The organism is Clostridium sp. UBA7503, from assembly GCF_002477055.1.
Lineage (GTDB): Bacteria > Bacillota > Clostridia > Clostridiales > Clostridiaceae > Clostridium_J > Clostridium_J sulfidigenes.
In genome coordinates, this window is record NZ_DLNT01000043.1 from 20,086 (window position 1) to 42,549 (window position 22,464).

23 protein-coding genes are annotated in these 22,464 nt (G+C 30.1%); 3 read left to right on the plus strand and 20 right to left on the minus strand.

Annotation, left to right across the window (positions count from 1 at the left end):
- The first annotated feature begins 229 nt into the window (after window positions 1-229).
- On the plus strand, window positions 230-853 hold the full coding sequence (gene catA, locus B3630_RS11595) for a type A chloramphenicol O-acetyltransferase (RefSeq protein ID WP_346898302.1): 624 nt from the start codon (window positions 230-232) through the stop codon (window positions 851-853).
- Window positions 854-1,347: 494 nt separating this feature from the next.
- Here catA and B3630_RS11600 read toward each other — a convergent pair whose 3' ends face one another.
- The gene (locus B3630_RS11600; RefSeq protein ID WP_346898304.1) at window positions 1,348-1,983 is read right to left on the minus strand and encodes an L-2-amino-thiazoline-4-carboxylic acid hydrolase; all 636 of its coding nucleotides are present in this window, start codon (window positions 1,981-1,983) and stop codon (window positions 1,348-1,350) included.
- A 367-nt stretch (window positions 1,984-2,350) separates the two neighbouring features.
- On the opposite strand from B3630_RS11600, the gene B3630_RS11605 reads away from it, so the two are divergent.
- Both B3630_RS11605 and B3630_RS11610 read left to right on the plus strand, forming a co-directional pair.
- On the plus strand, window positions 2,351-2,536 hold the full coding sequence (locus B3630_RS11605; RefSeq protein WP_346898306.1) for a hypothetical protein: 186 nt from the start codon (window positions 2,351-2,353) through the stop codon (window positions 2,534-2,536).
- A gap of 791 nt (window positions 2,537-3,327) precedes the next feature.
- Window positions 3,328-4,428 (plus strand): hypothetical protein, encoded by a 1,101-nt coding sequence (locus B3630_RS11610; protein WP_346898308.1) that lies wholly within the window; start codon window positions 3,328-3,330, stop codon window positions 4,426-4,428.
- 622 nt (window positions 4,429-5,050) lie between these two features.
- Here B3630_RS11610 and B3630_RS11615 read toward each other — a convergent pair.
- From B3630_RS11615 to uppS (B3630_RS11705), 19 genes are all read right to left on the minus strand, one after another.
- A complete protein-coding gene (locus B3630_RS11615; RefSeq protein WP_346898310.1) occupies window positions 5,051-6,400 on the minus strand; it encodes an ABC transporter permease in 1,350 nt (449 codons plus the stop codon).
- A 1-nt stretch (window position 6,401) separates the two neighbouring features.
- Window positions 6,402-7,064, minus strand: a complete 663-nt coding sequence (locus B3630_RS11620) for an ABC transporter ATP-binding protein (protein ID WP_346898312.1) — start codon at window positions 7,062-7,064, stop codon at window positions 6,402-6,404.
- Between the two features lie 28 nt (window positions 7,065-7,092).
- The gene (locus tag B3630_RS11625) at window positions 7,093-7,317 is read right to left on the minus strand and encodes a helix-turn-helix transcriptional regulator (protein WP_346898314.1); all 225 of its coding nucleotides are present in this window, start codon (window positions 7,315-7,317) and stop codon (window positions 7,093-7,095) included.
- Between the two features lie 14 nt (window positions 7,318-7,331).
- Window positions 7,332-7,820: a DUF2975 domain-containing protein gene (locus B3630_RS11630; protein WP_346898316.1), complete on the minus strand. Its 489-nt coding sequence runs from the start codon at window positions 7,818-7,820 to the stop codon at window positions 7,332-7,334.
- Window positions 7,821-8,411: 591 nt separating this feature from the next.
- Complete coding sequence (locus B3630_RS11635; protein ID WP_346898318.1) at window positions 8,412-9,170, minus strand: hypothetical protein; 759 nt, start codon at window positions 9,168-9,170, stop codon at window positions 8,412-8,414.
- Between the two features lie 520 nt (window positions 9,171-9,690).
- Window positions 9,691-10,395 carry a DapH/DapD/GlmU-related protein gene (locus B3630_RS11640; RefSeq protein ID WP_346898320.1) on the minus strand — a complete coding sequence of 235 codons (705 nt, stop codon included), beginning with the start codon at window positions 10,393-10,395 and terminating at the stop codon, window positions 9,691-9,693.
- A 209-nt stretch (window positions 10,396-10,604) separates the two neighbouring features.
- Window positions 10,605-11,396 carry an ABC transporter permease gene (locus B3630_RS11645; RefSeq protein ID WP_346898322.1) on the minus strand — a complete coding sequence of 264 codons (792 nt, stop codon included), beginning with the start codon at window positions 11,394-11,396 and terminating at the stop codon, window positions 10,605-10,607.
- A 5-nt stretch (window positions 11,397-11,401) separates the two neighbouring features.
- Window positions 11,402-12,187: an ABC transporter permease gene (locus tag B3630_RS11650; RefSeq protein ID WP_346898324.1), complete on the minus strand. Its 786-nt coding sequence runs from the start codon at window positions 12,185-12,187 to the stop codon at window positions 11,402-11,404.
- Window positions 12,184-13,158 (minus strand): ABC transporter ATP-binding protein, encoded by a 975-nt coding sequence (locus tag B3630_RS11655; RefSeq protein ID WP_346898326.1) that lies wholly within the window; start codon window positions 13,156-13,158, stop codon window positions 12,184-12,186. Before B3630_RS11655 ends, B3630_RS11650 begins: the two co-directional genes overlap by 4 nt.
- Window positions 13,159-13,200: 42 nt before the next feature.
- Window positions 13,201-14,046 (minus strand): 4-hydroxy-3-methylbut-2-enyl diphosphate reductase, encoded by an 846-nt coding sequence (gene ispH / locus B3630_RS11660; RefSeq protein ID WP_346898328.1) that lies wholly within the window; start codon window positions 14,044-14,046, stop codon window positions 13,201-13,203.
- 13 nt (window positions 14,047-14,059) lie between these two features.
- Window positions 14,060-14,698 (minus strand): CYTH domain-containing protein, encoded by a 639-nt coding sequence (locus tag B3630_RS11665; RefSeq protein WP_346898330.1) that lies wholly within the window; start codon window positions 14,696-14,698, stop codon window positions 14,060-14,062.
- 57 nt (window positions 14,699-14,755) lie between these two features.
- On the minus strand, window positions 14,756-15,574 hold the full coding sequence (locus B3630_RS11670) for an isopentenyl phosphate kinase (protein ID WP_346898332.1): 819 nt from the start codon (window positions 15,572-15,574) through the stop codon (window positions 14,756-14,758).
- Window positions 15,552-17,060: a B12-binding domain-containing radical SAM protein gene (locus tag B3630_RS11675; RefSeq protein ID WP_346898334.1), complete on the minus strand. Its 1,509-nt coding sequence runs from the start codon at window positions 17,058-17,060 to the stop codon at window positions 15,552-15,554. The genes B3630_RS11670 and B3630_RS11675 overlap by 23 nt, the downstream gene beginning before the upstream one ends.
- 3 nt (window positions 17,061-17,063) lie before the next feature.
- Window positions 17,064-17,663: an RdgB/HAM1 family non-canonical purine NTP pyrophosphatase gene (gene rdgB / locus B3630_RS11680; RefSeq protein WP_346898448.1), complete on the minus strand. Its 600-nt coding sequence runs from the start codon at window positions 17,661-17,663 to the stop codon at window positions 17,064-17,066.
- An 11-nt stretch (window positions 17,664-17,674) separates the two neighbouring features.
- On the minus strand, window positions 17,675-19,084 hold the full coding sequence (locus B3630_RS11685) for a B12-binding domain-containing radical SAM protein (RefSeq protein WP_346898336.1): 1,410 nt from the start codon (window positions 19,082-19,084) through the stop codon (window positions 17,675-17,677).
- 62 nt (window positions 19,085-19,146) lie between these two features.
- Window positions 19,147-19,671, minus strand: coding sequence for a hypothetical protein (locus B3630_RS11690; protein ID WP_346898338.1), 525 nt, complete (start codon window positions 19,669-19,671; stop codon window positions 19,147-19,149).
- A 180-nt stretch (window positions 19,672-19,851) separates the two neighbouring features.
- Entirely contained in the window at window positions 19,852-20,565 is a 714-nt protein-coding gene (uppS, locus tag B3630_RS11695; protein WP_346898340.1) for a polyprenyl diphosphate synthase, read from the minus strand.
- A 22-nt stretch (window positions 20,566-20,587) separates the two neighbouring features.
- The gene (locus B3630_RS11700) at window positions 20,588-21,652 is read right to left on the minus strand and encodes a polyprenyl synthetase family protein (RefSeq protein ID WP_346898342.1); all 1,065 of its coding nucleotides are present in this window, start codon (window positions 21,650-21,652) and stop codon (window positions 20,588-20,590) included.
- A gap of 42 nt (window positions 21,653-21,694) precedes the next feature.
- A complete protein-coding gene (uppS, locus tag B3630_RS11705; RefSeq protein WP_346898344.1) occupies window positions 21,695-22,393 on the minus strand; it encodes a polyprenyl diphosphate synthase in 699 nt (232 codons plus the stop codon).
- Between the last annotated feature and the right edge of the window lie 71 nt (window positions 22,394-22,464).

Genomic DNA, 22,464 nt, shown 5'->3' on the forward strand with positions numbered 1-22,464 from the left:
ATAGCTTTTAAATACCGTATTATTCAAAAGAATATGCGGTATTTTTTATTTCACAATTCAAGTATATTATACACTTTGTAGAAATTGCTAAGTAAATAGAAAATTTGTTCTTTGCAATTTGAATAATGTAGTATTATGAAAATATGCTATAATTAATTAAATTAGATTAAGAAATAGTTTATATTTAATAAACAAATGAGTTAATAGCAGTTGAAAGGACGATATATCAATGGAGTTTAGAATTATTAACAAAGAAACTTGGGATAGAAAAGAATATTTTGAACATTATTTTTCAGAAACTCAATGTACATATAGTATGACAGTTAAAATAGATATTACAAAAATTAAAAACTCAAATAAAAAGTTATATCCAACAATGCTTTATTATATTACAAAAGTAGTTAACAGACACAGTGAATTTAGAACATCTTTTGATATGAATGGACAATTGGGAATTTTTAATGAAATGCTGCCTTGTTATACAGTATTTAATAATGATACTGAAACATTTTCTAATATATGGACAGAATACTCTGAGGATTATGAGGTTTTTTGTGAGTTGTATAAAAAGGATATTAAGGAGTTTGGCTCAGTAAAAGGAATGATGTCAAAGCCCAATATACCTATTAATATATTTTCAGTATCAATGATACCTTGGGCAACATTTGAAGGATTTAATTTAAATCTGCAAAAAGGATATAATTACCTACTGCCTATTTTTACAATGGGAAAATATTATGAAGAAAAAAATAAATATATTTTGCCTTTAGCTATACAAGTTCATCATGCAGTATGTGATGGATTTCATGTATGTCGCTTTGTGAATGAGTTGCAAGAATTAATAAACAAATAAATATTAATTTATTAATAGATTAAGGTAATTTTATAGTAATACTTTTAAAATATTAAGTAGAAAATTTTTATATTAAATTATTGGAAATGCCGTACTATGCAAAAAAATATGCGGTATTTTTTATTTCTCAATTCAGGAGATTTTCACGTACCCTACAAATTACCCCTTATCCAATATGAACTGCTTCATCCTTATAATTCTCCGTAAGCGTCAAAAAATAGATGTCTTGTATCTTGATTTCAATGATTATATAATTAACCCCAGTAAGGACATTCATATGGAAATACTGGGGTTTTTAAACTTAGTTATTTTCAACTTTTGAAATTTTAACATCCTCTGGAAGGTCTACCGACCAAGGCATTATTATCTATATCTAGTATCCCGTCTTCTAGAACTGTTTTCATATCTGTCAATAACTTTCTAGCATCCTCTAGAGATTTGCCTAAAGCACTTTTAGGTAGTGCATCTTTAGTTTCTCTGTTTACATATTCTCTTCACTTTACTTTTTTAAAAACAAAATCGCAACAACTTCCCCCTTCTCCTAATGTCTGTGTTCGCTCCCATTTAACGTGTCTGTGGAGTCCTCTAAAACAATAAACATCATTCTTACAATAAAGTTTCGAAATCTCAGAACAATCATTTTCTGCTGGAACATCTACAAAAATACATTTATTTACTCTATATGAAAATCCGTTATCATTATCTTGTATAAAATCAGTCTCCCAGCATTTTTTGTTTTTACCTTTCATATCAGTCCACAAAGATTTCCTAATTAGTTTATATCCATTAGGAAGCAAATCTAGTGTGTTATAAATCATTCCAGCAAGTTTTGCAATTGATTCAAATACACTTTCTAATAAATAATAAGCCTCATCCTTTGTAAAACCATACTTCTGTAAAATCTTATATGCAGCAATACCAGGGAATATAGCATTACATAATGCATGCTTCTTATAATTATTTTCTCCGTAATCAGCCTCCTTTTCCAATTTTGCAATGTATTTTATAATGTCATGTTCAAGTTCTTCTATTCTTATCTTCTTCCATTGCTTTTTCTTAAGTATTTTCCTAATTTCTTTCAATGTATATTTTATATATAATCTTTTTTTTATTTCTTTTTCGGAACTCATTTGTCAAATCCCCCAATTTAATTAATACAAAATTACTTGACCTTTAAAAATTATTATTACTTGATTATATCATATAGCTTAAACACTGTACTTTACTGATTTTAAAGATACTATTTAGTAGTTAGTCTTACCTATACATACCCTAACCAACAAATCAATCCTTATCCAATATGGACTTCTCAATCCTTATAATTTACCTTACTACATCTAAAATCTGGTTATTACTTACACATCCTAAGAAAAATATCGTCATAAGTGACATTTTAAAATTAGATAAATTTATATATTATTTTATAAGAATATAAACTATTTAAAAATAGTGATACAATATATATTAGAATGAATTATTTATATTAGGAGTACATTTATGAAAAAAGAATACGAAGGACAAGGAATTATATCACTTATGATATCTGCTATAATTTGCCTTATAGTTGGAATATTGAATATAAAATCTGACCACTATGTTTATGGCATTAGTATATTAATAGCATTTATTTTAGTTTTGGTTGAAGTATTTAGAAAAATTAAAAACAGACATATTATAAAATAAAAATAGTCTTTAACTTTAGTTAAAGCATATTCTTATTAACGAAACTGTACATCTGACATTTTAATTTATACCCTCGCTATATGTTGCATAATTAAAATTAACTACCTCGTCATAAGTGTCAGTTTAAATCTCTCCTAGCTACATCCGATATTTTGAAAATCATAGCCTCGTCATATCTGACATTCTTTATACTATAGATCCTCGTCATAAGTGTCATTTTATTTATTAATTCTCATCTTAACTGACACAATTTAATAGATACAGTAAATCATATTACACTAAATGGTAAAATAATCAAAAATATTACCATTTAGTGTAATATTTTTACTTTTTATTACTAAAAATACCCCTTTATTTTGTAAACTTTTTATGAACGAGCCTTTACTTATTTTGTGAAATCGTGGGTTTGGTATCGTCATATCTGACATAACTTACGATTTTATTCTTGAAATTTCTGAAATCGTAAGAAAACTATCGTCATATCTGGCATAAAAAAAATTAAAATCGTGATTTTTAACACTGACTACTTAGTCAGGTATCTGAAACCTAGTTATATCAAGGCTTAACAAAAATCGTAGGAAAATCCTCGTCATATCTGGCAAAAAACCCTGAAACCCGCATTCTACCGTAAATTTTTTTTTGAAATCGTAAGAAAACTATCGTCATATCTGGCATAATTATGACTTTTGCAATTAAATATAATATAAATTAAAATATCATTATACATATTGACTAGAGCTTAAACCCTTATATTATCTAGCTTTAGATTAATTAAAGGAGGTGAAGAAGAAATGGCTACAAAACTATATAACTCTCATTTATCTACCTTATTATTTCAGTGCAATGAGTACTATATCCTTGATACCTATATTTCACTTGTACATATATCCAGTGAAGTTAATTCAAGATATTTAATACAAACCTATAGTGATTCTAAGGCTAATCTTATATCATTAATAAGAAAACATGTTAATGCATCCTACAAAACAGTATATAACTGCGTAGAAAAGCTAATAGATAAAAATATTCTAGCCTATGATGAGAAGTTAAATAGCTGGGTTTTAGTTGATATGGAGAATATGACTAGGGCTAAAGGTGAGGCTTCTACTGATGTTGATTCCTTATCTAAACTAACTGGTTATACCCATATTAGAAATTTCTTCTTTACCCATGAATTTGGAACTATGAAGGCACGAGAAAAACGCCTTATTATATATATGACCCAGTTAACAGATTCTAAATCTTCAAATTTTCATGAAGGTTTCTCTATGAATTTAATAAAACCTGGAAGCTCTTGGCTAAAGGTTTTAAAAACCAAGTGTAAATATTATGCTAAATACACCATAGAAAAGATGCTTAATAAGTATAAAGAGCTCTTTAAGGACAATTCTGAAAATCTTAGAGCTGAAGATCTAGCACCAAAGCAAAATAAAAGGTTTAAATTCTCCTTTTATTGTCCTTCTATAACTAATAAAAAGGACTTAGAAAATCAGGCCATAGATTTAGTTATAGATAATAATAAAAATGAATACAACCTCATTGTAAGTAAGGCTAATTTTGCACAGGTTACCCTAAGTAAAAAGCTTATAATGCACCTAATAAGAGCCATATCAAACCTTAAGGAGTGGTTCTTAAAGGAGAGAGTGGTTCAGCTAATAATTAATAAATATAGAGCAATCCAAGTCCATAAAAGTAGAGAAAACATTAAATCCTTACCTGCTTATGCTGCAGCGGTGGTTAAAAGCGTTATAGATGAATACACTAGCTTTAAAGCTAACATAACTCCAAAAGGTATAGCTAATTATGAATTTGGAGAACACTTTGAAAAGCATACCCAGGCTTCCATGGATGACTTACTGGCTTTGGCTAAAGATAATTTATCACTATTTTAAAAGGCCCATTGATTTAAATTTTATAAATCAATAGGTCTATTGGTACTTAGTTAAATTTAAAAGTTTATATATAAAGAAGATAGGAAATTTAATTTTCTATCTTTTTTTATGATTAATATAAGATTCAAAGCATATATTTCATTATAACCATGTAATTACAGTTAAATATTTAATTATTATTCAGGTTTTTTAACTAATTTTTAGTTTAAAAATTAAGTTTTATGTAAAGTTATAAAATTTAATTTTATAGTTATTAAATTTGTTAGTATCTTTATAAATAAATGTATAATTTTTATTTAACTTTAAATATAGATAAACCTCACTTATACCAAGGGTTTAAGTGAGGTTATTTTTTTCGATAAACTGTATGTATATAATATTAATTGTAAGTATACTTAATTAATTGTAGGATAAGAAATGAACTAGGGTAGGTTTTGGTAGGAAGTAAGATTTAGAGATAGAATAGAAGATTAATCAGAATACAAAAAAATATTTACAGGCTTAATTAATATGAGTAATTTTGCAGTATCTACTTAGACCTTTAATATATTTATTGTAAAATAAGGCTATTGCACCAAGTGCAATAGCCTCTAACTAAGAAGGAAATAATATTAAACTAACCTTATTCGTATCTTAATGATTCTACAGGATCAAGCTTTGAAGCTTTATTAGCTGGATATAAGCCTGCAATGACTGCAATTAATATAGCAAATCCTATAGTTCCAAGAACTAACCAAATAGGAGTAGAGAAAATATTAGGAACATCATTAATTCCTTTTGATTTCAATAAATTATCTAAGACTATTTTTATAATTTGAGTATTTATTAAACTAAAAACTAAACCAATTAATCCTCCTATAAATCCAATTGCAGCTGATTCTACAATAAACAGCCTTCTTATGTCACCTCTAGAACATCCTAAAGCTTTCATTATACCAATAGATCTTGTTCTTTCATATATGGCCATAGTCATAGTATTAATTACACCTATAGAAGCAACAAAAACTATTATTATACCTATTACTGCTAGTACGGCGTTAACCATAGTGAACATGGATTTAACTCCTTTAATCATTGATTCTATACTTGTAGTTTCATAACCCATTTTAGTAATTTCATCTGAAACTGTTGAAACATCAGATATATTTTTTAATGTAACTTCTACCTTGTCTGCTCCATTTTCTTCATAATAATTCTTATTTAAATTTTTATAACCTAGTAAGTCTTTTGTATCATTAATAGAAGATATTATCTGCTCACTATTTGGAAATTTCTCTCCTATTACACCTACAATTTTAAAATTCTTAGCTAAAGGATCAATATTAGGCATTCCTGATATATCGTGTAAATTAGCTGTTAGAGTGATTTCCTTTCCAACAACAGATTCAGCATCTTCAATACCTAACTTATCTAATAATTTTTTCCCTACTAATATTGAGTTTTTATCTTCCTTTTTAAGCATTTCACCATAGATAATTGGTTTTAAATCTTCATTCTTTTCTTTAATTCTTACAGTTTCTATGCTATTCTCAGTAAATATCGGATAATTTAAATCATAGGCTAAAATAGCTGTATCCTCTATCTCCTTATCCATAAGCTTTTTTTCGATAGATGGTATATATGTATAAACGCTTATATCTTCAACTTCTTTAATTTCTTTAATTTTTTCTAATTCATTTTTATCTAAAATCTTAGGTTTTGATTTGGATTGCTCAGAAGGTTTTTCTCCTTCATTATTAATTTCTAATTTTAAACTATCTACTTCTGTTTTATAAGGGGTTACATTAATAACATTAGCGGAAGCATTAGCTTTCAAATTATCCTCTATAATTTTTTGTACCCCTACTCCAAGACTTACCATAAGTATTATTAACATAGTTCCTATGGAAACCGCAAAAGAAGTAAGAAAAGTTCTCATTTTTCTTCTACGTAGATTTCTAAATGCTGTTTTTATACTATTTTTCAGTTTCATATTATACCTCCACTTTTCCGTCTTTAATTTTTATAACTCTATCTGCACACATTGCTTCTTCCATGTTGTGTGTTACCATAACGATGGTATATCCTTTCTTTTTAAAATTAGCGAGAATATCCATAGCTGCTGCTCCTGATTTAGAATCTAAATTTCCAGTTGGTTCGTCCGCTAAAATTATTTTAGGATTATTTACTAAAGCTCTAGCTATGCTTACTCTCTGTCTTTGACCACCTGAAAGCTCCGTAGGTTTATGCTTAATTCGATCTCCCATGCCCAAGGTTTCAAGTACTGATTTAGCTTTGCCCTTCATTTCTTTATCAGACATTCCTGCTATCATGAGAGGCATCATAACATTTTCCAGTGCTGTAAGAGTATTATCTAGATTAAAGGATTGAAATACAAATCCAATTTTTTCATTTCTAAACTTGGACATTTTCTTATCTTTAAACTTACTAATATCCTCACCTTCAATAATTACTGAACCTATCGAAGGTCTATCTAATCCCCCTATCATATTCATTAGGGTGGATTTACCTGAACCCGATGCCCCAACTATAGAAACAAATTCCCCTTTTTCTATAGTTAAACTGACATCGTCTAACACAGTAAGTTTCTCGCTACCAATATTATAAATCTTACTTAAATTTTTAATACTTATCATTACTTATCTCTCCTTAGTTATAAATTTTTTATTTTAATTGATGATCACCTTCACATATGCACTCCAAGATAGCTCCTGGTTGACAATCTAAAGTTTTACACAATGAATTTAATGTAGAAAAACGAATAGCTTTAGTTTTGTTATTTTTCAAAATCGAAATATTAGACATGGTTATATCAATCTTTTCCGAAAGCTTTGTAGAGTTAATTTTTCGTTTTGCCATAATCACATCTAGATTTACTATAATAGGCATTGAGATACTCCTTTCTATATTGTCTTATCATTTTCATCTTTAATTTCTATAAAAATTTTAAATAGTTGTGATAGTACTAAGAATAAAAAGCCTATAGTTATTCCGATAAAAATAATTATAAAAATAGGACCTAATAAAAGAGCATCGTTTAAAAAAACAGTTGAATGCTTTAAGTATATTGCACTGATGATAAAAATAATTATTTCACTAAATGAACAGAAAGAAATTACTTTTAAATAGCTTACAATATTAAGTGAGAAAGTATTATTTTCTGTAATTAACTTACAAATTTTCTTTAGATTTAGTATAGCTATAACATATGGAATAGCACATATGTTAATACAAATGGAAATTTTTGCAACTAAATTAGTATCGAGTAAAGCAAATCTACTTTTTAAAAAAGCAGTTGTAATAAGTGGGGTTGCAAAAATCATTAAAATAGTAATAAACAGACCTAGGAATACAAGAAAATTTAAAATTTTGTAATTTAAACTTTTTTTCATTTTATCAATCTCTCCTTTAACGTTATAATAAATAAATTTTTATTGTTTGTCAATAAAAATTTATTTCCAAAAGATATTTATTATTAATACAACCTAGTTGGGATCGGAAGGGTATTCAATAGTAACACAAGATGCCACTTTGTAAATTGAAAAGCAATCTTTATAACTGACAACTAAATATTTGTAAACGAAACGCCACTTTTGTATTCCAAATGCATGCTTTGTAAATTAGATGCAGTTTTTGTAACCAAAATGCAGTTTGATTTTTCACATTTATTGAAGTATTATATTAAAAATAAGAATGCCAAATGGAGGTCCACTTCCTCACGATTTTTTTATAATCGGAGAATATACCCATTAATTTTGATATAAAACAAAGCTAATGAGCAAATAAAAAGACTGGTAATTAACCAATCTTTGAGGCGAAGTTCAATGGTCATGTGCTCTTAAAATCCAAGTGTTTATTTTTACATGGCTCGGTGTTATTATTTGGGTATTCCATAATAATTATCTTCCTTCTATGTTTTTGTTTAGTGATTAAATCATAAAACGGAATAATCATTATGGATTTTTTATTAGTTTAATTTCATTTTACAACAGGTCATTTTGATTCTCTATCATTCGTCTAGTTATATTTTGCGTATTAGTGATATCATTACCATAGGTAAAGACTCCTATACTGTATATAGTTAGATTATTATCTTTTAAGCTAACAAAACTTTCAACAACACCTATTGTATCTGCATTAGATACTCCAATAATTCTTTGTCTTATAAATAGGTTATAGTAATCTAGAAATACATCATTAATTGGATAAGCGCTATTGATTGACGATACTGATGATACTCCTTCATTTATAACATTTCCTTTATTATCATAAGTAAAATCTAAATAAACTTTAGGGGTAGATGATATATCGATAATCCATTTTTTATTTAAGGTTACAGCATCTACTCTTACCTTATAATTATTTAAATACTTTGCCTCAAATTTATATTTTTCACTGAACATATCTGGACTAAATATCTCTTTTATTTTTTCATCTGTATACTCATAAATTGAAGCAATCCCATAGCCACCCGAGCCACCAAATTCTCCTCTCAGCATTATCTCAGATTTACCATCACCATTAAAGTCTCCTAAAAATAATTTTAAATAATAACCGCTGTAGTTAACTGGAAATATTATTTCTTTGCCATCGTTACCTGAAATAATAGAAATCTGCAAATTATCTGCAAAACTACTATCAGGACTAAAATATTCTCCACGTAATATAACCTTATCTAGTGACATTTTATCTATCACATTTCCCATCTTTGAATCAATGACTACTTTATCTTTCTTATTCATATTTCCTCACAATCAAATACTTTATAATATAATATTAAAGCATTTGATATTTGTTAATTTTAAAGTTAAATATATGTATTTATAAAAATGAATATTTGTTCGAGGAGGGCTAATGATAGTTGTATCAAAGTTTTAAATAGGGTGAAATATTGGAAGTGTGGAATATAAGAAGTTAAGAATATGAGAAGGATTATAGAATAAATATGAATTAAGTAAAAGATTTTAATAAATATAAAGTTTATTATTTTTATTAACGTTACTTAATTTAGTAGTTAAACAGAATTATTTGCGCAGAACCAAAAATAAATTTTGAACATAATTTGTAACAATAAAAACACAATAGTTGTAACATATAAGTTACAACTATTGTGTTTTTATTTAATATATTTAACTAATTCTTCTACTGAAATATCATTTATTTGAAGCTTTATTGACTTTATGTTTCTTAGCTGATCATTCTTACTTAATTCTATATTTTCAGTGTCTATCCTATTGATTATATTTATAATAAAATAAATTATTAACTCTGATTTTGAATTAAGGTATTATGATTACAACAAAGACCGCAACTGCAACGTATATCACCAAATTTTAAGTCATAAACTTCTGCCAGTTCTACATTTATGTTAATAACCTTTTCTGCAAAATCTGATTGTTCCTTTGGGACTTCTAAAAGATTATCTGCCTTAGCTTGTGTATTTATAATTGCACCAATTGGAACATATTTATTCGCAGCTATTCTAATTCCACCTGTTACTATTGCTCCAGTATCAATATAGCAATTGTCTTCTACTATAGCGTTAAATACTATTGAATTAAATCCAACAAAGGTGTTATTTCCTACAATAGCTGGTCCATGAATTAATGCTCCATGAGCTATACTTACTTCATTACCAATATATATTGAATACCCTATATCATTTACATAGTATTTAGCATCTTTTAACCCATGAAATATTACTCCATCTTGTATGTTAGAATTATAATCTATATAGAATGGTGTTCCCTCATCTGCTCTTAGCACTACATTAGCACCTAAAAACACATTATTTTCTATTACTACATCTCCTATTATACTGGAAAATGGTCCTATAAATGCACTTTCACTTATTTTAGGATATACACTTATAGGATTAAATGAAGTAGGAGGGTTTTCTCCAATAAAGTAAGAATATAAATTAGTTGGTTTTATTGGTGTATAATCTTTTTTTATACTACTATCCATTATAATTTTCTCCTCAAATTAATATTACATTATATTAAACTTAATACTAACTTGTTAATGATTCTATAAAAATGAAACAAGTTTTGTAAAAATAAAATTACAATAGTTAAAATAATATTTGTAAATATTTATATAATGCCAAAACAAGCCCTGTCACAGAAGTATCACTTTCTTCTGAAACAGGGTTTTTTATAATATTTTATTTTATATTAATATATGTCAAATGATGCTCTCTTTTGGGCAACCTTTTCCATTAATATCATAAATGTATATCCCAGGATAATATAAATAATGCCTAATAAAATTTCTTCACCCATAAGATGTATTATTTTGGAAATTTCTTGATTTTTCATTGCCAGGTTTGCTGCCTGTATGCTTCTAGTAATGGGCAGACAGTAAGATATTTTTTGTATAGTGACTGGGAAATATTCTAGAGGTATATTTGCTCCGCTGAGGGCTAAAAGTACCATGGATAAAATATTCATTATCAAATTCATGTTACTTGCAACCATACCAAAACTTCCAATAAAAAGTCCAAATCCCACTGCTGAAAACATTGCAATGACTGTAACAAATATGAGTACTGGAATATTAACATTATGAAAATCAATGTTAAATATGAGACCTCCTGCAATTAAGCCAATAGTTACTGTAAAGCAGGAGTCAAGAATATGGACAAAACCTCTTTCAAAAAAAGTAATAAACTTATTTGCAGGTGAAGCTATGATCATTTTTAAGGTTCCAAAATATCTTTCAACACAAAATACATTCCCTATGCCAAAGAGACAGTTATAAACACAAAGTAAAAATGAATTTCCCACAACCCACTGGGTTAAATCCTTGGCATTATAACAATACTTTGCCAAAAGGCAGAAAAATAATAGCTGAAGTATCGGATTTAATATTTTAACTAAAAAATATACCTTTGCATCAACCCAGGCAAAAAGTGCCTTAAATGAGTACAATGACTGCTGAAAAAATCTCTCTATACTTTCCATCATAATAATTAACTTACCTCCAAAGTAGCATTTATCCTTGTCCTCTTATCAATGATATTGTATAAAATGTAAGATAAGACAAAATAGATACAAGTTATTCCTATTAATATTCCCATGCATCTGTAAAATTCACCCTTGTCACTTATACCATCTAGACACATTCTTAATAGTTTTGATGCCCAGGTTGGGGACAGTATATAGCTAAAGGGGATTGTCCACTTAGGAAGTATTTCAATAGGGAAAATAACTCCACATAATATAAAAATTGGATATTCTATACAATTCATTAATACCCTTGCACTTCTTGATAAAGTAAAAAATGAAGAAAATATAAGGGATATTCCCATAAATGATATTATTATCAAAATCATGGATATTAAAAAGTATAATGGTTCCTTAATATACACATTTCCATGAAAGAATATCTTAACTGAAAGATATGATATAACAAAAGGAAACAGTCCCAAAATTGTATTGCCTAATATTTTCCCAAACATTATCACTTTAAAACTTGTAGGTGTATTGAATATTACCTGTAAGGTACCCATAAACCTTTCCCTTTCTATGTCTCCTGCTGATGAAAAGCATATACAGCTCCATAGGGAAAGTATTCCTGTTCCCAAAATTACAAAGGACATGAAGTTATCCTGTCCAGAATTTTTAAACATCATATAATATATTATTGAATAAAGTATTGGCTGTGCTAAAAGACAATATTTATACATTGGCCTTGCAAAAGAATTCTTCATCTGTAAAATCAGATTATTATATACTGTTTCAAGGATATCCATCATATATTTTCACCAACCAATCTTACATAAACATCCTCAAGTTCCGTTTCTCTTTCATTAATTGAAATTATTCTGGTATCATTTAATATGCCTACTACGTTCTGAATAATATTGCTTACATTAGCATAGTGAATCTGAATTTTCTGGCACTGATCTTCTTTATTCACAACTACTGTCTTTACTCCTGAAATTTCCATTAGGGAATCAACTTTATTCTGTCCTATTTCTGCAACATTGATTTCAAGTACTGATATTTTTTCTCCATCCTTTTTGAGATTTTTAGGTGTATCCAGTGCTACAATTTTACCCTTGCTTAATATGGCAATTCTGTCGCAAAGTTCATCTGCTTCATGCATATAATGTGTGGTTAATAAAATTGTTTTTCCTGCCATGGAAAGTTTTTTAACAATTTCCCTTAACTGTCTTGCTCCTACAGGGTCCAAACCTATGGTAGGTTCATCCAGAAAAATTATATCAGGATCATTAATAAGTCCCCTGGCAATCTGAAGTCTCTGAGTCATACCCTTTGAATATGTTTCCACTTTTAAATCAGCTTTTTCATAAAGTCCCACCAGTTTTAGCAGCTCATCTATACGTTCACTTCTGATTTTTTTAGGAATCTTATATAGATTGGCAAAATATCCTAGATTATCCCTTGCTGATAGTCTCCTATATACACCCAGCTCTCCACCAAAGATAAAGTTAATATGTTTTCTTATATTCTTTTCACCACCATAGGTATTGTGTCCTAATACCTTACTTTCACCTGAAGTTGGAATTAATAATGTTGTCAAAATTTTAATGGTAGTAGTTTTTCCTGCACCATTAGGTCCTAACAGTCCAAAAATCTCGCCCTTCTCAACGTCAAATGAGATTCCATTGAGGGCGTTTACCGTAGTTTTTTTCTTTCTTAACCACCCGCTGACGGACTTGTATTCTCTTGTAAGATTGTTTACAACTATTACCTTCTCCACAGTTTAATATCTCCTTTTTTAAATCATAGTCTTGGTCACAAGCTAACGCACTTGGTTATGCTCAAGGCAGTCTATAACCTCATTGATAACTGATTCTGGGCTTGAAGTTCCTGAAACAACGCCAATGGTATTAACACCTTTCAGTGCATTAAAATCTATCATGTCCCTATTCTCTACAAGAAAGGATTTTGAATTATATTTTTGGGCAAGCAAATACAAATTCATGGTATTCTTACTTGCGTGTGAACCAATAACAAGAACTGCATCATTGTCCTGTGCCATTTTAATAACTTCTTCCTGTTTGTTCCTGCATGGATAACAAATCGTATTGATAAACTTCATAGTCTCACAGTAAAGAGCCAGTTCTGCTATTATTTCCTTCACATTATAGATTATTTCTGTAGTCTGTATAATTACTGTTATTTTCTTTAGTTTATCCCTGTTTTCATATACTTCTTCGCTGCTACTCACAATAATGGGATTTTCTGCATAACTCATTATACTTTTAACTTCATCATGATTCTTGTCACCAATAAGTACAACAGTATAGCCTTCACTTTCTGCCACCTTAACTAGCTGTTGGTTATACTGCACCATTTTACATGTTGCATCAATAACTGATAATTCTTTTTCTATGGCCCTTTTATAAGTTTCATTAGTTGTACCATGGGCTCTAATAATAATTATACTTTTATTGGGAATTTCATCAATATCATCCACTATTTTTACGCCCTTGTCACATATTATTTTGGAAGCATTAGGATTGTGCACAATTTCTCCCAACATGTACACTTCATCATCAGTTTTTTCAGTAATGTCAATTGCCATTTCCATTGCCCTATTGACACCAACACAATAATTTAAGTATTTCGACTTATGAACCTTCATTTTGCACCCTTCTTTATTTAAAAATATTATGATTTCCTGATATCAATGCATCAACAAATCTTTTGCTTTTACTTTTATTAGATTTTAAATATTCAATTCCAGCCTTATTAAATATGTCCATAAGAATTTCATTATTCCTTTCAAGATCAGAAGTTTCCCATTCAATTTCATAATCTTCAGCCTGAAAATATGAACTTCTGTCAATAATTATGGGATCTTCAACTCCATTAATTTTGTATAATATTCTTTCAGTTTCCAGTGTGCCGATAATGGATAGCTGACTCTGGTTAAAAGAAATATTGAGACTTTCACTTAGTAAGCTGCGAATTCTGGAGTCTATGATTGTATTATCAATATTGCCATGTTCAGGGATTTGTAAATCAATAGAAATTTCCTTTTTCACTGACCTGTGTTCACTGATATTTCCATGCTTTTCTGGTATTTTCAGCGTAAATTTGATGCTGCCATTATTCTTTTCTCTTATACGGGCAGTAATACCCATCTTATTAAATATAAAGTTTTCATCATCAATGTAATAATTTTTCTGAATTATAGTCTTTATTCTGATGCAATTTTTATTAAGGTACTCCAGCATTTTCGTATAGCCTGCACTATCAATCTCATACTTCAATTCACGTTCAATAGTTTCCATTTTTCCTCCATTATTAATATATACATTTAAGTAAGCTTTTATGAACAATAGTTATATCTACTTAATTAATGTACCTATTTTCATACCCTTAACGGCATTAATGAGATTACCATAATGACTTCCATCAATAATTCTAATATCAGCTCCATTATTAATCTTAATCATTGTATCAACCTTATGTTTCATTCCTCCCGTTACATCAAAGCCATATGCTTTACTCAGGCAGTTTCCTATATTCCCATAATTTGATGCATCAACCACAGGAATGAGCGTGGCATCTTTTTTATAGTTAGGGTCGGCTGTTAAAACACCCTCAACTACTCCACAGAGAATAATTTTGTTTACCTTATAATATGAGAACTCTTTCCTGCATTCAATATCCTTGCATATGAATCTGAAAATTTCTTCAGTGGAGATAACACTACACCCTTTATTTACATCAAGGGCAACATCCCCATAAACAAGGGGTATCATATTATAATCCAACATCTTATAAAGGGTTGTCATATCTGCACTTTTAATAACACTGTCTGCCTGTATGCACTGGTCTGATAGCTGAAATGATGCAACTGGAAGTCCTGCATCAATAAATTTATCTAACAGTATTGAATTAAGTTTTCTTGCTGCATTTTGTACCTTACAAAACCCCATATAGCTGTTTTCTGAAACAAATCCCTTGTTTATGTTATATTCTTCTGCATACACATGTGGAAAAGATCCACCGCCATGACCTATAATTAATTTGTAGTTACAGTTATCATATATCTGTTTAATTTCCTTTATCACATTGTCTATGTGTTGTTCATTAATACAGAAGGGAATGTTCTTTTTTGTAATTAATGAACCTCCCAATTTAATTATAACAATATTTTCCATCTGCTACACCATCCAAAAACATTTTTAGTGTGGATTCCTTTAAGATTCCTTCACTATATAGGCTTTGGGAAAAGAAGTATTTAAAAGAATCATGGAGACCGGGATGTTTTTTTACTTTATTAATTACTCTATGGATATATTCATCACTGTTATAAAACTCCCTGACAATTTCTTTACGCTTTTCAATTAATTCCTCTTTTGTCATATGTTCTGTATTAAGCAGTGGATACTCTCCTGTATACTTGGATAAATCATTATCAAGCTCATACTTATACTTTTCATGGAGTGCTGTGCCTGAAAATGGCACAACAAATGCTAGTCTGATGTTATCTATTGGAAGTTCCTTCAAATAGTTAATCATATTGACATAATACTTTTTACTTTCAAAAGGAAATCCCATTAACAGAAATGCACGTGTAATTATTCCAAGAGAATCAACATACATAATGTTCTTCTTTACTGCTTCAATGGATGTCCATTCCTTAAGCTTATTATTGTCATCAAAACCTTCCACACCAAATGCCAATCTTGAACATCCTGATTCTTTCATTATCTTAAAAATTTCTTTATTTTCTTCTATGTTCTCATCTACCTTCACCATTGCACTCCAGGATATTTTAACCTTTCTTTCAATAATCCTGTGACACAGATCATATACTTTTCGTGGATTAAGATTAAATGTAAGGTCAGAAAAATATATATAATTGGTATTATATTTTTCTTGAAGATATAAAATTTCATCAATAACATCATCTACATTTCTATATTCAACTTTCTTCTGCCATAGTTTACTTGAAGGACAGAAGTCACAATTTTGTGGACATCCCCTTGAATAGCTTATCTGTAAAGGACTTACCTGGGCACCTGCTGAAGGATTGGTAAGCCCAGTTATCTTTGATAAATTGACAATTTCCTTAGGTCTGTCAGGAAAAGGCAGAATGGAGAAATTTAACCTTGGTCTTTGAGGTGTTACGATTACCTGTCCCTTTGAATTTAAAAAAGAAATTCCTTTAATCATGTTTAAATCTTCTTCTGTATACTCTTTACTTAAAACGCTTGCAAGTTCCACCATGGTTTCTTCTCCTTCACCTATAGATGTAAAATCAATTGACCAGTGCTTTACAACATCGGGATTAAATGATGGATGATAACCGCCAAGAACTATATATATTTCAGGGAAACTTGCCTTGATTTTTTCTGATAGACTTACTACCTTTTTAAACATATAGCTCCATACTGAAAATGCTACAATATATGGTCTCTCTTTACTAATCATATTAAGAATATCATCATCACTCTGGTCATTTTTAACAATAATTCTTGTATTGATACCATTTATTTTTAAATATGATGAAATATATTCTAATCCTAAAGGATCCCTTATACCTATAGAAGTTCCGCTGTAGTTTGTACTAATATTTATTCTTTGATAGTCTTTTTCATTATGACATTCAACCGGATCAATTAGAAAAACTAAGTTCTTCATATACTATACCTCCAGACATGATAATAATTTTTTTAAGGCTTTTCCCCTGTGGGACACATTTAATTTTTCAACAACTGACATTTCAGCAAAGGTCTTGCCACAATTATAAGGAATGAATATGGAATCAAAACCAAATCCATTTTTCCCACGGCTTTCAAGTATTACATTTCCACTACAGGTTCCTAATGCACTGAAAAGTATTTTCCCACTTAATCCTAAAGATATTGCTGAATAAAAGGTTGCCGTTCTCTGTGTATCCCCTTCTGATTTTAAAAGTCTTATCATAGCCTTTAACCGTTCTTCCTTTGAAACTCCATCATAAGGAAATCTGGCTGAAAATATTCCAGGTTTCCCTCCGATACAGTCAATGCACAGTCCTGAATCATCGCATATAATCAATTTATTTAAGAAATTTTCAGAATATTTTACAGCCTTCCACTGGGATATTTCAGTAAAGGTATTCCCATATTCTTCAACAGACATTTTTAATATATCACCATGAATCTTATATTTTCTGCTATTAAGCTGAAAGAACTTCTTTATTTCAATTATTTTTGTAGTGTTACTCGTTCCTAAAAATATATTTTCATACTCCACATTCATTTTGCACACAGTTACCCAGAAATTACTCTATTATCCTTTAAGTATTTAGAGAAGTATTCATAGCTTTCCTTCAGATACTGATGTCTGTGTATTTTTTTCTCACATCTCTCCCAATAGGCTTTATTACCATAGAATTCCTCGAACATATTGTCCCTGATTTCAAGGTATCTTTTCGGTGATATATTATTATTTTTAACAACAGGCATGTCCCCTGTATACTTTGATAAATCCTTATCCCTTATATCCTCCCAGTCATCAAATATCTTAGTGCCGGGAAATGGTACTACAAAACCTACCCTTATCTGATCTATATAAAGATGCTTTATTGCCTCTTTTGTTTTCTCAATATACTCTTCTGTCTCCCATGGAAACCCAATCATTAAATAGCATCTGTTAAATATGCCTAAATCACTGGTGATTTTTAGAGTCTCAGCCATGGCATCAAAGTTCTGATTAGGCTTAATCTTTTCCAGTCCGCTGTCCACAACAGATTCAAGTCCGAATCCTATTCTTGTGCATCCTGCAGCCTTCATAAGTTCAGCTAGTTCCTTGTCCAAATGTACATTACAGTATGCAAACCATGATAAATTTAGCCCACTTTCTATCATTGCATTACAAAATTCCATGGCTTTTTTCTTATTGGAGTTAAAGGTTAGGTCTGTAAGATAGAAAAAATTCACATTATATTCATCCTTCAGATATTTTAATTCTGCCATGACATCTTCAATCCTTCTATAGGCTAACTTCTTACCCCATAAATAGTTGGAAACACAAAATTCACATCCGCCAGAGCAGCCCCTTGAATAACTTACTTGTGCAGCCCCTGTCTGCCTATCAGGTGTAGGATAACATAACGGACCACATTTACAATCACTTATGATTTCTTGATTTCTTAATGGCCATGGTATCTTAGAAAAATCCAGACGATTGGCTACATTGTTTACCATGACTTTTCCACTTCCATCCCTCCAGGCAATGCCTTTAAGATCTGAAACATCCCCGTTATCAGATAATCTTAACAATAACTGATAGAATACTTCTTCTCCTTCTCCCATAATTACATAGTCCACATTATTATCTTCTAAGAGATATGGATTTCCTGTAGGGTGATTTCCTCCAAATACAATGTATATTCTATCATCAGCCTTTTTAATTCTTTTGGCTATATTTAATGAATAATTGTGAATGTATGTAGCATGTACTGACATTCCAACCACATCTGGTTTACATTCTATGATTTTATCTACCATCTGTTCATCAGACAGATTTCCCTGCTGGATTATTATAACTTCATACCCTTTATTTTTAAGATATCCTCCTAAATATTCTATGGCAATTGGTTCACGAAGGACAATAGGACTGCCACTTGTAACACAGCTACCTTCCCTGATAATTAAATTATTATGCTTGCTCCCTTTCATGGGTTCTACCAACAATATTCTTTTAATTTCCAATATAGATTTCTCCTTTCATATTTAGTAAATTATAATGGTTGTACACACTTATTGAATTTTTCACCGGCGTCAGGAAATTTTTTTATAACTTGAGAAAAAACTTCTTTTTTTATACATTGATATATACACTCCCTATCATTGTCTGCATCAATGGTCACAGAATTACATCCTTTAATTAATTCCTTCAGGTTTTCACGTACTTTATTTTGATGTCTTAAAAAGGATTCTAGGCTACATTGCAAATCAAGCCCACATTCATAAGGTTTTATTTTCTTGCCACCACGTTCAATGATTCTCTCAGGCTCCATATCCAGAAACAGGATGAAATCAGTTTTTGGAAACATGGATGCAGTTTTTTTAATCCACTCTCCGTCAACGCCTAGTGCCTTTTCAGTTCCATAATGCTTCTGCCAGAAACCATCCATAAGAATTATTTCATCATCCTGTGGCTTATATCTTCCTAGCATAACAGAAAACATATACATTAACCACATGGCCCTGCTGTAGCCTTTCATCCTTGGTAGACATTCCACTGCCAGTGTCTCATACGACACTCCTACAAACTGGCTTTCAGGAAAATTATCTGTATTAAGCATGTCTGATTTGCATATGACCCTAGTTTTTATACCAAAACTTTCTTCAATATCATTTCTCAGCCTATAAATATGGGTTGTCTTTCCCACCCCATCTGTTCCTAAAATATTAATTACCATTTATTCCTCCCAAACTACAGGCTAGCGCCCTCTGTTTATATCCCTTTTATCATATTCACTTAAACATTCTATAAGGTCTTCTTCAATAAAATCCGGCCAGTATTTGTCTAAAAAAAACAATTCAGAATATGAAGCTTTCCATAATAAAAAGCCACTGGTCCTTTGCTCCCCACTTGTACTTATAATCATATCCGGATCCTTCATATCCTTTGTCCATAAGAAACCTTCAAAGGTGTCCTCGTTCATTTCATCATATTGAAGTTCATTATTATTTACCTTTTCAATGATTGAATTAAATCCATCAACTATTTCATCCTTACCGCCGTAGTTAAATGCAATTGACAGTTTTAAGCCATTATATAGGCTTGTTCTTTCTTCAACTTTATCCATGATTTCCCCAATATCATCATCAAGATTTTTCCTAGAGCCATAAAATTTAATCCTTATGTTGTCATTAAGAAACTCACTGTCTTCAACAAATGTATTTCTAAATAGCTGTAACAGAAGGTTCATCTGACAAGAACTTTTTTTCAAGTTGTCTGATGATAGTGCAAAAATGGTTAACTCATTAATATGAAGCTTCATGCAAGCCAGACAGATTTCTTTGGCCCTTTTTATACTCATTTTGTATGCTTCAAGTAAAGATGTACCATTTTCAGAAGCCCATCTTCTATTTCCATCCATAATAATTCCTATATGATTAGGCAGTTTCTGTATAATAGAACTATTTTCCATATAATCCATCTCACTTTCAATTTTATTTCTGTCTGTTTATTAAAAACTCAATAGTATCCAGTAGCACATCCTTTATTTCTTTGCATACTGTAATTTGATTCAGTATATCTATTGCCTTATTCTTATACTCATCTCTTATATTACAGGCATATTCTAGTGCACCGCACTGTATAAATATTCTTTTCACCTCTTCTATTTCATTACTAGTTATATTTTTATTACCATATAATGAAATAAGTGTTTTCTTTGAACATTCACTACTATTTTTCATTGCATAATGAAATAAAACTGTTATCTTATTTTCCTTTATATCGGAATCAGTAGGCTTTCCGGTATCTTCACCATAAATTCCAATTATGTCATCCTGTACTTGAAAGGCTATTCCCAGATATTGTCCAAAGTTCTGTAAAAGTTCACTACTTTTATGATCTGCACCTGCAAGTACAGCACCTAAGGTCATTGGACCTGTAACAGTGTAATAAGCAGTTTTATATTTAGCTACTTCAAGTATTCTCTCTTCAATGTCAATTTTGTCCTCATGGTAGTAATCAGCCAGTTCAATATCAATCATCTGTCCAATTATGGTATTACTTACATTTTCATTGAGACTAGCCATGGCATCCAGTTTTGTCTTACAGCTAAAGCCAGTTTCCATAATTATTTTATAAACCATCTCCAGGCCATAATCCCCGAGACATATGGTCATTGCTGCTGCTTTTTCCCTGCTATTGCCCAGATTTTCTATGGATTTATGTAAGGAAGGCTTTCCCCGCCTCTCATCACTGTTATCAATAATATCATCATGTAACAGTATGGATGTCTGAAATACTTCATAGGCAGCCCCAGCTGATATTACATCCTTATTAATGTTTCCTCCAAACATTTGAAAACCAATGCAAACTAGTATTCCCCTAAGGTGCTTTCCTCCGAAAAATGAATTTAAGTATGGCTCCTTAAGGTATTGAAGTAATTTAGTATGTCCTAAAAATGACCTTTGTATATTTTCTTTTACAATATCATAAACACAGTGATGCAGCTTTTCTTCATTTTTATTATAGTAATTTTTGAAATGTTCATACAACTCCATTTATAATTTTCCTCCCTCATTGTAAATATTACTTATAACAGTTTATCGTTCACATCTTCTTTTCTTTTTATTGTAAACAGAAATACAGTCAATTAAATCTTCTTTAGTAAAATCAGGCCAGTACTTATCAATGAATATTATTTCTGAATAGGATGTTTTCCATAAAAGGAATGTACTTAATCTTTTAACTCCACTAGTTCTTATAATCAGGTCAACTTCCGGCAGTTCTTTTGACTGCATATGTTGATTAATAATTTTCTCTGTCACACTTCTGTACATGTTTTGTTTTTTCATGTTCATGAGAATTGAATCTAAGGCTTCCACAATTTCATTTCTTCCACCATAATTAAATGCAATGCTTAAATTCATTCTACTACAGGCTGAAGTTTCTGACTCTATGGTTTTAATACAGGAAATAATACTGCTGTCCAAACCCTTCCTTGAACCGATAATCCTTACCCTTATATTATTTTTTACGAAGTATTCATAGTCATAAAAGATGTCTAGTAGTATTTCTAAAAGGTTATTGACTTCTTCCTTACTTCTGTTCCAGTTTTCTAGTGAAAACATATAAGTGGTAAGATATTTAATATTTAAATTCGCACAGTCAACCGCTATCTTTTTAAAAACCTCTGCTCCTGTAGAATGCCCTTCCTTTTTAGATAAGCCTCTTGCTGTAGCCCACTTTCTATTTCCATCCATGAGTATACCTATGTGCTGGGGAATTTCACAATTATTCAAAATTTACACATCCCTTCTGATTACATTTATAATTATTTAAATGACCTCAAATTTCACATATTTTTTATCTT